Below are 13,510 nucleotides of genomic sequence, written 5' to 3' on the forward strand. Positions count from 1 at the left end.
GATGCGTTCGGGCGCAACGGCTCTGCCGCTAATCCCCGACCGGGATGATCCCCTCGTGCACGGCGTGCTCGATCGCGCGATGCAGGTTCGGGCACCCCTCGGGACGGCCCGGCCCGCCGGCCAACTCCTGGAACACCGGGCAGTGATCGGCCGGATTCACCATCCACTGCACCGAGGTCTGTTGCGCACTGGACTTGCGCACAAGGACTTTCGCCGCACAAGTCACACAGGAGACCGGAGTCATCCCGTCCTCGAGATAGCGCTGCTTGTCCGCGACCGTCTGGGCGCGCACCTGCTCCCGCCGTTCCGGACGGTCCGCGAAGTCCGGTGCTTTCGCCCAGGTGGTCATCAGACTCCCGCCTCCGCGGCGGCCGCCTCATCGGATTCCCGTTTGCGGCGCAGGTTTTCGGCGACCTCCGCCTCCCACGCCTCGTTCGCCTTGGTCGTGTCGACCTCGAACTCGAAACGCTGGGTGCTCTTGGGATCGACATCGGCGACATCGACGTAGAACTGGTCGTACCAGCGGCGCAGCTGATAGACCGGCCCGTCCTCCTCGCACAGCAGCGGATTCTCGATCTTGGACTTGTGCTTCCAGATCTCCACGTCCTGCAGGAAGCCGACGCCGATGCCCTCGGTCATCTTCTCGGCCAGCTTCTGGGAGGACTCCGCGTCCAGGCCCTGAGGCTTCTGCACCGTGATGCCGTACTGCAGCACGAACGAATCCTGGGTCACCGGATAGTGGCAGTTGATCAGGACGCTCTTGACCTCGAATCCGCCGTAGAAATTGTGCAGCGGATTGATCATGTACGAGGGGCCGTAGTACGCCGCCACCGACTTGAGCAGCGAATCACCGTACTGCGAGCCCATTCCCACGTCCGGACGCGACTTGGTCTCCAGGAACTGCGAGGCCACATGCCCTTCGAACACGTTCTTGAAGAACGTCGGATAGGCGAAGTGGATGTAGAAGAAGTGCGCCATATCGACCACGTTGTCGATGATCTCGCGACAGTTGGCGCCCTCGATCAGCATCGAGTTCCAGGTCCACTCGGTCCAGCCGTCGTCGATCGTCTCGGTCGGATTTCCGTCGGCGTCGGTGTAGGGGCCCTCGATGTGCGGGATGGTGACGTCGTCCGGCGGCGGGTTGTTCTCGTGGTCGTGCCAGATGAACAACTGGCCGTTGCGTTCGAGCGTCGTCCACGAACGAGTCCGGGCCAGCGGAGGCACCCGGCGGCCGTACGGAATTTCCGTGCAGCGGCCATTGCCACCCCAGCGCCAGTCGTGGAACGGGCAGGCGACCGAATCGCCCTTGATCTCGCCCATGCTCAGGTCGCCGCCCATGTGCCGGCAGTACGCGTCCAGCACCTGCAATTCGCCCTTGCTATCGGCGAAGATCACCAGTTTGGTGCCGAACACCGAGATGGCGTGCGGCTTGCCGTCCCGGAACGGTGCGGCCAGGCCGAGGCAATGCCATCCCCGCGCATACCGGGTGGGCACGGTGCCGACATCGATCTCACGGACCTTACCGCCCCGCGGTGGGGTTACTGCCATTGCGATCCCTCCTCTACGATTACTAGAACACGTTACAAAATTGTCCGGCCGCGCGCCAGTTATTCCCGCTACTACCAGGCACGGGTCACCCGACACCCTCGGCGAACACCCGTTCTCGACATGAACAAGAACGTGTTCTAGTCTCAGAGTAAGCATCAGTCCCGGGGACATATCGGCCCCCGGGGTGAAGGATCACCGCACCGATCGAGCCAGGAGCAGCCACCGAGATGACGCAAGAAGTGACCGAACGGGTCGAAGCGCTGTTGCCGAAGCTGCGCGAACAGGCGCAGGAGGCAGAGGATCTGCGCCGCATCCCCGACGAGACCATGAAGGCGCTGCAGGAAACCGGTTTCTTCAAGCTGCTACAGCCGCGCCAGTGGGGCGGGTACGCGTGCGATCCGGTCATCTTCTACGACACCGTGCGCAAGATCGCCAGCGCCTGCGGTTCCACCGGCTGGGTCTCGGGCATCATCGGCGTGCACAACTGGCATCTGGCGCTGTTCAGCCAGCAGACCCAGGAAGAGGTCTGGGGCGAGGACCCCTCGGTGCGCATCTCGTCCTCCTACGCCCCCATGGGCGCGGGCGTGGTCACCGAGAGCGGCGACGGCTACATCGTCAACGGTTCCTGGGCGTGGTCCTCGGGCAGCGACCACGCCAGCTGGACCTTCGTCGGCGGCCCGGTGATCAAGGACGGCAAACCGGTCGACTTCGGCAGTTTCCTGGTGCCGCGCACCGACTATCGCATCGACGACGTGTGGAATGTGGTGGGCCTCAAGGGAACCGGCTCCAACACCCTGGTGCTGGAGAACGTCTTCGTACCGCGGCACCGCTTCCTGAGCTACAAGGCCATGAACGACCTGACCGCGCCGGGCCTGACCGAGAACACCGACCCGGTCTACAAGATGCCGTGGGGCACAATCCATCCCACCACCATCTCCACCCCGATCGTCGGCATGGCCTACGGCGCGCTCGAGGCGCACGTCGAGCACCAGGGCAAGCGCCTGCGCGCCGCCTACGCCGGGGAGAAGGCCAAGGACGATCCGTTCGCCAAGGTCCGCATCGCCGAGGCCGCCAGTGATATCGACGCCGCGTGGCGCCAGCTCTCGGGCAACGTCGCCGACGAGTACAAACTGCTGGTCGCGGGCGAGGAGATCCCATTCGATCTGCGCGTGGCCGCGCGTCGTGATCAGGTCCGCGCCACCGGCCGCGCGATCGCCTCGATCGACAAGATGTTCGAGAGTTCCGGCGCCACCGCGTTGGCGAACGGCACTCCGCTGCAACGCTTCTGGCGGGACGCGCACGCCGGGCGCGTGCACGCCGCCAACGATCCCGAGCGCGCCTACACGATGTACGGCACGCACGCGTTCGGCATGCCGGTCACCGACGGGATGGTGTGATGACCACGGTTTCGGAGATCACCTTCGAGTCCACCTCCCGCTACGCCCAGGTGCGGCCGGATCTGAAGCTGCACTATCACGAGGCGGGCGTGGGCAACGGCCCCACGATCGTGCTGCTGCACGGCGGTGGTCCGGGCGCGTCGTCCTGGGCCAATTTCGCGCGCAACATTCCGGTGCTGGCCAAGGACTTCCATGTGCTGGCCGTGGACCAGCCCGGATTCGGCCTGTCCGACAAGCCGACCGAGCATCCGCAGTACTTCGTGCACAGCGCCTCGGCGCTGAAGGACCTGCTCGACACCCTCGAAATCACCGACCGGGTACACATTCTCGGCAACTCGCTCGGCGGCGGTGCGGCGGTGCGTTTCGCACTCGACTATCCCGATCGCGCGGGCAAACTCGTGCTGATGGGCCCCGGCGGCGTGAGCACCAACCTGTTCGCCCCCGACCCCACCGAGGGCGTCAAGGCGTTGAGCACCTTCGTCGGCGAGCCGACCCGGGAGAACATCGAGAAGTTCATCCGGATCATGGTTTTCGACCAGAAGCTGGTCACCGACGAGCTGATCGACGAGCGTTTCGAACTCGCCCGCACGCCCGAATCCCTCGCGGCCATGCGCGCGATGGGTAAATCCTTCGCCTCGGCCGATTTCGAGAAGGGCATGCTCTGGCGCGACGCCTACAAGCTGCGTCAGCCCGTCCTGCTGATCTGGGGCCGCGAGGACCGGGTCAACCCGCTCGACGGCGCACTGGTGGCGGTCAAGTCCATTCCCCGGGTACAACTTCACGTGTTCGGTGGCTGCGGCCACTGGGCTCAGGCGGAGAAGTTCAACGAATTCAACCGCCTGACAACCGATTTCCTGCTCGGCGTCAAGGAGGCCCGATGACATACCGTGGCGCAGCCTGTCATCCGGCCGACCGAGTGCGGGTGTCCCGCAAGTCACAGGAGAGGCGATCATGAGTATTCGTGCGCTCGGGTATATGCGCATCGAGGCCACCGATATGGCGGCCTGGCGCGAGTACGGGCTGAAGGTGCTCGGCATGATGGAGGGCGAGGGCCCCAACCCCGACGCCCTCTACCTGCGCATGGACGACTTCCCCGCCCGCCTGGTCATCCTCCCCGGCGAGCAGGACCGGCTGCAGGTGTCCGGCTGGGAGGTCACCGATGCCCCTGCGCTGCAACGTCTTCGGGAGACGTTGTCCAAGGCGGGCGTCGCGTTCACCGAAGCCACCAAGGAAGAACTCACCGACCGCCGCGTCGAGGGGATGATCCGGTTCCAGGACCCCTCGGACAACACGCTCGAGGCGTTCTACGGCGCGCAGTACCTGGCCCGGCGGTTCGTCAGTCCGTACGGGCACAAGTTCGTCACCGCTGAACAGGGTCTCGGTCACGTCGTGCTGACCTGCACCGACGACGCCGCCGCACAGGCTTTCTATCAGGATGTGCTGGGCTTCCGGCTGCGCGATTCGATGCGGCTGCCCCCGCAGCTGGTGGGGCGTCCTGCCGACGGCGATCCGGCCTGGCTGCGTTTCTACGGCTGCAATCCGCGCCATCACGCGCTGGCGTTCCTGCCGCTGCCGAACCCGACCGGCATCGTGCATCTGATGGTCGAGGTGGAGAACTCCGACGACGTCGGGCTGTGCCTGGATCGCGCGATGCGCAAGAAGGTCAAGATGTCCGCCACGCTCGGCCGGCACATCAACGACAAGATGCTGTCGTTCTACATGAAGACCCCCGGCGGTTTCGACATCGAATACGGTTGCGAGGGACTGGAAGTCGACGATCACTCCTGGATCGCGCGGGAGTCCACCGCGGTGAGCCTGTGGGGTCACGACTTCTCGGTGGGATTCAAGTAGAGGGCCGCGAACCATGACCACGAGTGAGCAACCCGTCATCGACCCGCGCCAGTTCCGAAACGTGCTGGGGCAGTTCTGCACCGGCATCACCGTGATCACCACCTTCGGTGAGGACGCGGCGCCGATCGGCTTCGCGTGCCAGTCCTTCGCCGCGTTGTCGCTCGACCCGCCGCTGGTGTTGTTCTGCCCGACCAAGGAATCCCGCTCCTGGAAGGCGATCGAGCGCAACGGAAGCTTCTGCGTCAACATGCTCGCCGAGGAACAGCAGCCCGTCTGTGCCCGTTTCGGCTCCCGCGAACCCGACAAGTTCGCCGGAATCGATTGGCACACAACCGACTTGAACCTCCCCGCCCTGGACGGCGCGTTGGCCACGATCCAGTGCACAGTGGACAACGTGCTCGACGGCGGCGATCACTACGTGGTGATCGGCCGAGTACAGGCCCTGTCGGAGTCCACCGACTCCGGCAGGCCGCTGCTTTTCTACCGAGGCCAGTACACCGCCATCGAACCGGACAAGACCACCCCGGCACCCTGGCGCGCCGACCTCGAACATTTCCTCACCACAACCACTCTCGACACCTGGTTGTAGTTTTCGCTCGCCGGCTGTGGGCGGTCCAGGTACGCACGTGGACCGCCCACAGCCGTTTGCACCGCCACCGTCTCCGATCCGCCCGGCTACCACCGGCGCGGAGACGCTGCCGGCGAAGGACTGCCAACTGCCGTTCGGGGCGCGCTGATGCTCGCGGGGGTCACGAAATAATCTGCGCGTGAGCGCCCACTGGCCCGTTCAGCCTCCCGAACGGCGACACGTTGATGCTCGCAAGGACCACGAAATGATGCGCGCGTGGGGCACACGGGAATGACCGGCCGGTTCAACTTCACAATCGACAACGCGATGGCGCTGGGATCACGACAGCGGTCTGTGGGCGGGGCGGACACCGGAGCGACCGACAGGTTCAACGCTCAGGCGAGTGGGACCGCCCGCCAGTTCCGGGGGGATACACCGAAGGTGCGGCGGAACTGGCGGCTGAAGTATCCGGGGTCGGGAAGCCCGGTGCGACGGGCGATTTCGGCGATCGGTAGATCGGTACCGGACAGCAGTCGGCGGGCCTGATCCATCCGGCGCTGCAGGATCCAGTCCTGCACCGTGCGGCCGGTGCGGCGACGCACCACCGTGGTCAGATAGCCGGGCGTCATGCCGACCGCCCGCGCCACATCGCGCAGCGACAACCGCTCGGCGTAACGTTCGTCGATCACCTCGAACACCTCGGTCAGCAGGGGTTCGCCGCTGCGGCGCACATCACCGACCACGTCGGCGGCCACTCGCGCGAGGTCGATCAGCAGCAGAGTCAGATGCGCACAGGCCGCCTGCCGATATCCTTCCTCCCGCTGCGCCAACTCGGCCTCGATGGCCGCGATCGCGCTGTCCCACAGCGGACGTCGCGCCCGGGGCACGGTGAGCTGCAACAGTCCGTCACGTTCGGCATGCAGGAACGGATACAGCAGCGGGTGCGAGCGCCAGGCCGGCCACGGGGCCGCCGCCTGATCACCCAGCGCGGCCGGATCGAAGAACACTCCGACGCCGGGGCCGATCGTATCGATCATCGCGCCGTCGACGACCTGTCCGGCCGCCACCACATGTACCACTCCGGTCGTGGAGACGTACCACAGCGCCGGAAAGTCATGGATGTGCCGCCGTCGTACGGGCGAGGAGGCGGGGTACCGCATCGTCGACACCGGCGGCGTGGCCGGATCACTCCGATAGTCGTAGACCGGCACACCGCGCTGATGACGCACCACCCGGGTCGTCTCGCTCATGAACCGAAAATAGTCCACTTCCTGCCGACAATCACCCCACTTCCAGGTCTGATCCACGCCCACCATGGATCTCATGAGCGAAAATCGTCCACATTCGGTTCTCCAGTCACACGACTACCTCCCGGCAGCCGGGCACGACGTCCTGCTCCCCGCGTTCGACCTGCTCTCCCGGCTCCTGGGCACCCCCGCACTCCACGACCGCCTCATCGAGCAGGCCGAACTCCGACCGGGACACCGGGTGATCGAAATCGGTTGCGGTACCGGCAATCTCGTTATCAAGGCGGTGCGAGCCCAACCCGCGGCCGAGGTGATCGGCTCCGACCCCGATCCCCGCGCACTGGCCCGCGCCGAACGAAAAGCCCAGGGCCTGACCGGGTTACGCTTCGAGCGGGGCTACGCCCAGAACCTGCCCCAGCCCGATGCCGCCTTCGACCGGGTCCTGTCTGCCCTGATGCTGCACCACCTCCCTACCGACATCAAGGCCGCGGCGCTCGCCGAAGCCCGGCGCGTCCTGCGCCCCGGCGGTCGCCTCCATCTGGTGGACGTGGGCGGCGACATCACCCGGGCGAACACCTTCGTGGGTCGCCTACTGCTCCGCAACGGCCACGTCGAGGCCAACCTCGCCCTCCCACACCTCCTGGATGCCGCGGGCTTCGACCACACCCTCATCAGTTCCGAATCCCACCCCCGCATGGGCCACATCGTCTACTACCAGGCAACCCGCCCGGCATAGCCGCGACTCCTGTCCGTGAGCGCCGCCCGGCATCACACTCAGCGATCAAGTTCCCGGCGTTCCCGAGCCGCAGCGCGTGCGAGCGCCCAGGCGATATCGGCGATCACGGTGTGGTCGAGGCGATGGGCGGCATCGACAGAGCGGATGGACACCGCTGTGTGCGAATGCGGCGCGACACAGCCGGGAGCGAAGCTCGATTAACGGTTACCAGCGTCGGTCGGCGGGCCGTGCCCGAGGCGGCGTTCGGGCCACCTCGGGCACGGCCGCGGGCGTCACGCGGTCGGGGCGTAACCGACAGGGCGAGTGGTGAAGGTACCTCGCCCCTGCGTTCGGCTGCGCAAACGGGTTGCGTAGCCGAATATTTCGGCCAGCGGGACCTCGGCGGTGACGACCGCGGTACCACCGGTCGTCGTCGAGGCGAGGATACGACCCCGGCGGGCTGCGAGATCTCCGAGCACCACGCCGAGGGTGTCGTCGGGCGTGGTGACGGTGACCTCCACGACCGGCTCCAAGAGGCGTAAGACACTCGCACGCAATGCCTGCCGCAGTGCGAGCCGGCCCGCGGTGCGGAACGCGGCCTCCGAGGAGTCCTGCACGTGCGTCGCGCCGTCGGTGAGCGTGACCCGCAGACCCGTCACGGGATGACCGCCGAGCGGGCCCGCGGCGAGCGCATCGCGACACCCGGCCTCGACCGCGCGAACGTATTCGCGTGGCACGTGGCCGCCCGGCACCGTCGAGGAGAACTCGAAACCGGTAGTGCCGCAATCACCCAACGGCACCACATCCAGGACGACGTGCGCGAACTGCCCCGCGCCACCGTCCTGTTTCACGTGCCGGTACAGCAGCCCCGACACTCCGCGCTCCACGGTCTCCCGGTAGGCGACCTGCGGTCTGCCCACCGCGACGGCGATCCCGCGCTCCCGGCGGATCTTCTCCACCGCGACCTCCAGATGCAACTCACCCATCCCCGACAGCAGAACCTGACCGGTTTCGTCATCGGTACGGACGACCAGAGAAGGATCCTCCTCCACGAGTTGGGCCAGGGCCGTCGAGAGTCGCTCGGCCTGGGCACTACCCGCCGCCTCCACCGCCACCGAAACGACGGGTTCGGCCACGATCGGCGGTTCGAGCAGCACCGGCGCTTCGGGAGTGCACAGCGTCGCACCCGCCCGCGCCGATTTCACCCCGACTACCGCGACGATGTCACCGGCCGATGCCCGCATCACCTCCGTTCGCCGATCGGCCTGCACCCGCAGGATCCGGCCGACGCGCTCGGTCCGCCGCGCGGCGGCGTCCAGCACCATGTCACCCTTGCCGAGCGTTCCCGAATACACGCGCAGGTAGGTCAGGCGGCCCGTTGGCGTCGCCTGGACCTTGAACACCAACGCAGCGAAGGGTTCCGCCGGATCGGCGCAGCGCCGGCGCGTCGGGTCACCGGCATCGCACACCGCCGGACGATCCAGCGGTGCGGGCAGATAGTCCACCACCGCATCGAGCAGTGGTTCGACCCCGCGGTCACGGTAGGCCGCCCCGCAGAGCACCACCACGACCTCGCCGCTACAGGTCAGCTCCCGCAACCCCTCGACCAGGGTGTCCGCCGACACTTCGGACTGCACGACATACTCCTCCAGGGCGGCCGGATGCCGTTCGGCCACAAGTTCGCCCAACTCGGCGCGCCGACGTACCGCCTCGGCGAACAAATCCTCCGGAATCGGCTCCTGCACCAATACACCAGAATCGTCCGCCCACACCAGCGCCCGCATCCGCACCAGATCCACGACTCCGACGAATCCATCCTCCCGGCCGATCGGCAGCTGCACCACGACCGGAATCGGATGCAACCTGCGGCGGATGGAATTCACGGCGGCGTCGAGATCGGCTCCGGCACGGTCCATCTTGTTCACGAAGGCGATTCGCGGCACACCGTATCGATCGGCCCGCCGCCACACCGATTCGCTCTGCGGCTGCACGCCCGCGACCGCATCGAAGACCGCGATGGCGCCGTCCAGCACCCGCAGCGATCGCTCCACCTCATCGGAGAAGTCCACGTGCCCTGGCGTATCGATCAGGTTGAGCCGGTGGCCGCGCCAACCGCAGCTGACGGCCGCGGCGAAAATGGTGATGCCCCGGTCCCGCTCCTGCGGATCGTAATCGGTGACGGTAGTGCCCTCGTGCACCTCACCACGCCGATGGGTCTCCCCGGCGAGGTACAGCATGCGTTCGGTGACGGTGGTCTTGCCGGCATCGACATGGGCGAGAATGCCCAGATTTCGAACAATGGCCGGGGTGGGTCGAGAAAGGTTGGTACGCATGGTATTCGGTCGTTTCTGCTGATCCGGATCGGGACAGCGCAATTCCCGGACACGAGTGCCCGCGGGCAGCTCGCAAGGACCCGTGACGAGCCTGTGTACAGTCCGGTCCCTCAGTGCCGGCCGCGCAGCCGGCACCGGGGCCGCGAAGACACCAGAATCACCTCGAACCGAGACCGGATGGCGACGGCAGCACAGTGCACGCCTGACATCGCTCCCCTCCTCCGGTCGAGAAACCGCGGAGCATCCCGCACGCGGTGCTATCGAGGTTATCGCCGAGAAATCCTCGGCGAAACCGATTTTCGAGTCCGTCGCGCAGTGCGCCATCGTCACAACCTCCCCTTGCTCTTCGAACGATGTGGGCAGGCTACCGAGCCGCACCGACAACAATCACCCCAGCTGACCTGCACATATCTCTCACCTTGGGGATGCCTTCCGAAGTCGCTGTCTGTCGGTGGCCAGGCATAGCTTCGCCGGACAGATCCGATCGACTTGCCAACGGACTCCAGGGGGTTCATCCGTTATGTGCACCAAGAATTCGTTCAACACCTTGCCGGCGGGCTTCCCCGCCGGACGCGTCGTATCCGCCGAGGGCGGGCGCGGCAGGCCGGTCATGTGGGTGTCCGACGCGGCCGGGCCCGCGCTCCGGCGATGGTGGGAGCCGATGTTCGACGATCATCCGCAGACCGGCCTGTACCCGCTGCTGCTCGACGAATCCCTCGACATCGACCTGCTGGGCGCCGCGCCGACCGTCGACGTCATCGAACGTGTTCCGGGCGATCAGCTCATCCGGGAGTACTTCGACTACTCGGGTAGCGGATGGCCCGGATTCGCCCCGCCGAAGCGGTTGGCCGTACACCCCGGATACGCCGCGGCCCGCCTGGCCGCCGAGGGCACCGACACAACTCGGCTCGCATTGGTACCCAGCCTCCGCAGCGCGGACACTCCGGCACTGATCGGCTGGACCGGCGCGATGGACTACACCTGGGACGTCGAGAAGATTTCGGCGGTACTGCGTACCTGGGAGGACAGGTTCGGCGTACGAGTGGTCCGGCTCGGCGGCACCACACTGGAACTATCGGTCGCGGCGCCACCGTCGACCATCTCGGAGGCGCGGCGAATCACCTTGGAGCACGCAGGTTTCTGCCCGAGTATCTGGCAGGAGGAGGTCGCCCTCAACACCTATGCCGCAAGCCTCGTCAAACGCCCGGCTTGGCGATTCCAATGGGCCTGATACTGCAACGACACTCGGGTGGTTCGGTGCTGACGTTCCTGTTGCGTGGTGTTGGATCAGGCTGTGGCGCAGCCGGATTCGTGCCGCGAGGCGGGCTCTGGATTATTGGCCGGACTGGAACCTCACTCACCGCGGACGATGCCGATCGTGTCCAGCCGCGGGGACGCCGGCACTCGGGCGAGCAGCGCAAGCGCCAGCAGACCCGCAGCGGGGTCGATGAAGAAGATCAAACGCCAAGCCCAGTGCGGAGTTCGTCATCAGGCACTCCTGAGGCGTTCGCGAAGATGCGCGACCGCGACGGCAAGCCAGAAGGGAGAGACCGGCCTGCGCGAGGAGCCACGCGCCGCGTGCGACAACGCCTTCGCCGCACGGCGTAGCGATGGGTGCGGTCAGCCTGCTGCCTTCACTGGGCCGCAAGGCACACTGGTCGGGCGCGTTGCGACGCGCGCAGCCGGAAGCTGCCGCGTCCCTGACCGGGGCGCCCTGTACGGCGGCACACGGTCCGCAGCGCCCGCCACCTTGGTCTCCCGGCCCCGCTGCTGGAGACGGTCAGGAAGCGCAGCAGGTCCGGGACGGCGGAGGTCTCCCGGCCGCGCCTGCGTGGAGACGGTGGGCGGGAGCAGGGGAGGCTCGAGGTGTCAGTCGTCGAAGTCGGTGGAACGGATGAGCTTGTCCCAGGAGCGGAGTTCGGTGCGGGAACGGTCGAGGTGTTCGATGATCGCGTCGGCCGCGTCGTCGCCCAGCGGCAGACGCAGTGGCGGTTCATCGGCATCCAACGCGGCGAGGATGGCGGCCGCGGCCTTGGCCGGGTCCCCGGGCTCTTGGCCGCTTCCGCCCGGCAGCCCGGAAAGGACGGGGCCCACGGTGTCCTGGTAAACGTCGAGAGCCGCAGAGGGATGCAGTACTGCGGCGTCTGCGAAGCCGGTACGAAACGCACCGGGCTCGACGATCAGTACTCGAATGCCGTGCGGGGCGACCTCGGCGGCCAATGCCTCGGAGAACCCCTCCAGGGCGAACTTCGTGGCGCAGTAGGCGCCGACTCCGGCGAAGGCGAACCGCCCACCCATGCTGCTCATCTGCACGATGACGCCCGAGCCACGGCGGCGCATGTGCGGCAGCACGGCCCGGGTGAGCGCGGCCGGACCGAAGAAATGCAGGTCCATAAGGTCACGCAACTCCGCGTCGGTGGTCTCCTCGACCGCCCCCACCATGCCCCGCCCGGCGTTGTTGACCAGGACATCGATCCGACCGTGCCGGGCTGCCACACCGCCGACCGCGGCCTGGATGCCCCGGACATCGGTGACATCCAGCGATAGCGCCTCGACTTGGTCCGGGTGTGCGGCGACCAGGTCGTCGAGCGGCGCAGTACGGCGGGCAGCGGCGACCACGATGTCGCCCGCCGCCACCGCCGCTTCGGTGATCGCCCGGCCGAACCCACTGCTCGCACCGGTAACCAGCCAGACCTTGTTCACGTTCGTCTCCTTGTGCCAGGTGATCCGCTGTTTCGGCGGTCTGTGAACTACCTTGCCGGGCACACCGGTCGCGTGTCCAAGACCAGCTGTGATAACCACTGGTTATGGACGTTCACGGACGGGACCTGAGGTACTTCGCCGCAGTGGCCGAGGAGCTGCACTTCACCCGCGCGGCGGAGCGGCTGTACGTCTCGCAGCCCGCGCTGAGCAAGCAGATCAGAACGCTGGAGAAACAGGTGGGGGCCGCATTGTTCGAGCGCGACCGGCGCGAAGTGCGCCTCAGCGCGGTTGGTGCAGCGCTGCTGCCGCATGTTCAGCGCATTCTCGCCGAGTGGAACGCAGCCCAGGAGACAGTCGCCCGGGTCGTGGCCGACCGGGCCGCCGTCCTCGTTGTGGGGATGAGTACCAGCCCGGGGCGCGGGGGCGTGCTGCCCGCGATCCGCTCCCGCTTCACCGCCGCACGTCCCGACGCTCGCCTTACACTTCGCCATGTCCCATGGCACGACTCGACCGCCGGGCTCGCCGATGGCACCAGCGACGCGGCGTTCGTCTGGCTACCGCTGCCGAATCCTGACCGATACCGGTGGGTGGTGGTCGCCGAGGAACCCCGCCTGGTTGCCATGCCCGATGCTCACCCGCTCGCCGATCGGGAGGTCATCGACTTCACCGACCTGTTGGACGAGCCGTTCCTCGCACTGCCCGACAGCGCCGGTGCGCTGCGGGACTACTGGCTTGCCATCGACGCCCGCGGCGGGAAGCCGGCACTCATCGGCGCGGAGGTGGCGGGCACCGAAGAGACGTACGAGGCGCTCGTCGCCGGTCTCGGCGTGGTCCTGCTGGCGGCCGGGAACGCACCGCTGATCACTCTCGGCGGAGTCGTCACCCGTGCGGTGAGGGGCATCTCGCTCAGCCGCTTCGCCCTGGCCTGGCGCGCCGACGACCACCGCCCGCTGGTGCACGAATACGTTCGTGCGTGTCAGCTGGCGACCGAGACGACGGGCTGAGGCGGGGCGCGGCCGCGCGAAGCGCTGGGACCCGCCAGAGGGCTGGATGCCCTTTTACAGCAACAGTTTTCGCTGCGGCGGTCCAGGCCGGGTCGCACTGCCGCCGAGCCGTCTTACCGCCGCCCGCTGCAGATTACAACTCCT

Annotated in this window: 12 protein-coding genes; 7 read left to right on the plus strand and 5 right to left on the minus strand. The window is 67.1% G+C overall.

Annotated features, from left to right (window positions below; genetic code table 11):
* Nucleotides 1–28: 28 nt before the first annotated feature.
* Both AC5WS7_RS23985 and AC5WS7_RS23990 read right to left on the minus strand, forming a co-directional pair.
* Nucleotides 29–349, minus strand: coding sequence for a hypothetical protein (locus tag AC5WS7_RS23985; protein ID WP_495956792.1), 321 nt, complete (start codon nt 347–349; stop codon nt 29–31).
* Nucleotides 349–1,548: a 3-ketosteroid-9-alpha-monooxygenase, oxygenase component gene (locus tag AC5WS7_RS23990; protein WP_495956793.1), complete on the minus strand. Its 1,200-nt coding sequence runs from the start codon at nt 1,546–1,548 to the stop codon at nt 349–351. Before AC5WS7_RS23990 ends, AC5WS7_RS23985 begins: the two co-directional genes overlap by 1 nt.
* Nucleotides 1,549–1,775: 227 nt before the next feature.
* Here AC5WS7_RS23990 and hsaA point away from each other — a divergent pair, with 227 nt between their 5' ends.
* From hsaA to hsaB, 4 genes are all read left to right on the plus strand, one after another.
* A complete protein-coding gene (gene hsaA / locus AC5WS7_RS23995; RefSeq protein ID WP_495956794.1) occupies nt 1,776–2,945 on the plus strand; it encodes a 3-hydroxy-9,10-secoandrosta-1,3,5(10)-triene-9,17-dione monooxygenase oxygenase subunit in 1,170 nt (389 codons plus the stop codon).
* On the plus strand, nt 2,945–3,826 hold the full coding sequence (gene hsaD, locus AC5WS7_RS24000) for a 4,5:9,10-diseco-3-hydroxy-5,9,17-trioxoandrosta-1(10),2-diene-4-oate hydrolase (RefSeq protein ID WP_495956795.1): 882 nt from the start codon (nt 2,945–2,947) through the stop codon (nt 3,824–3,826). Before hsaA ends, hsaD begins: the two co-directional genes overlap by 1 nt.
* Nucleotides 3,827–3,893: 67 nt before the next feature.
* Entirely contained in the window at nt 3,894–4,796 is a 903-nt protein-coding gene (gene hsaC / locus AC5WS7_RS24005) for an iron-dependent extradiol dioxygenase HsaC (RefSeq protein ID WP_495956827.1), read from the plus strand.
* A 13-nt stretch (nt 4,797–4,809) separates the two neighbouring features.
* Entirely contained in the window at nt 4,810–5,385 is a 576-nt protein-coding gene (gene hsaB, locus AC5WS7_RS24010; protein WP_495956796.1) for a 3-hydroxy-9,10-secoandrosta-1,3,5(10)-triene-9,17-dione monooxygenase reductase subunit, read from the plus strand.
* Nucleotides 5,386–5,759: 374 nt separating this feature from the next.
* Here the strand turns inward: hsaB and AC5WS7_RS24015 are convergent, their stop codons facing one another.
* A complete protein-coding gene (locus tag AC5WS7_RS24015; RefSeq protein WP_495956797.1) occupies nt 5,760–6,614 on the minus strand; it encodes a helix-turn-helix transcriptional regulator in 855 nt (284 codons plus the stop codon).
* A 73-nt stretch (nt 6,615–6,687) separates the two neighbouring features.
* Here AC5WS7_RS24015 and AC5WS7_RS24020 point away from each other — a divergent pair, with 73 nt between their 5' ends.
* Nucleotides 6,688–7,347, plus strand: coding sequence for a class I SAM-dependent methyltransferase (locus AC5WS7_RS24020; RefSeq protein ID WP_495956798.1), 660 nt, complete (start codon nt 6,688–6,690; stop codon nt 7,345–7,347).
* A 272-nt stretch (nt 7,348–7,619) separates the two neighbouring features.
* Here the strand turns inward: AC5WS7_RS24020 and fusA are convergent, their stop codons facing one another.
* Complete coding sequence (fusA, locus tag AC5WS7_RS24025; RefSeq protein WP_495956799.1) at nt 7,620–9,659, minus strand: elongation factor G; 2,040 nt, start codon at nt 9,657–9,659, stop codon at nt 7,620–7,622.
* 520 nt (nt 9,660–10,179) lie between these two features.
* On the opposite strand from fusA, the gene AC5WS7_RS24030 reads away from it, so the two are divergent.
* A complete protein-coding gene (locus tag AC5WS7_RS24030; RefSeq protein ID WP_495956800.1) occupies nt 10,180–10,890 on the plus strand; it encodes a DUF4253 domain-containing protein in 711 nt (236 codons plus the stop codon).
* 638 nt (nt 10,891–11,528) lie between these two features.
* Here the strand turns inward: AC5WS7_RS24030 and AC5WS7_RS24035 are convergent.
* A complete protein-coding gene (locus tag AC5WS7_RS24035) occupies nt 11,529–12,362 on the minus strand; it encodes an oxidoreductase (RefSeq protein ID WP_495956801.1) in 834 nt (277 codons plus the stop codon).
* Nucleotides 12,363–12,466: 104 nt separating this feature from the next.
* On the opposite strand from AC5WS7_RS24035, the gene AC5WS7_RS24040 reads away from it, so the two are divergent.
* Nucleotides 12,467–13,366, plus strand: coding sequence for a LysR family transcriptional regulator (locus AC5WS7_RS24040; RefSeq protein WP_495956802.1), 900 nt, complete (start codon nt 12,467–12,469; stop codon nt 13,364–13,366).
* Nucleotides 13,367–13,510 lie beyond the last annotated feature (144 nt).

The organism is Nocardia sp. PLKS1-43, assembly GCF_059510335.1.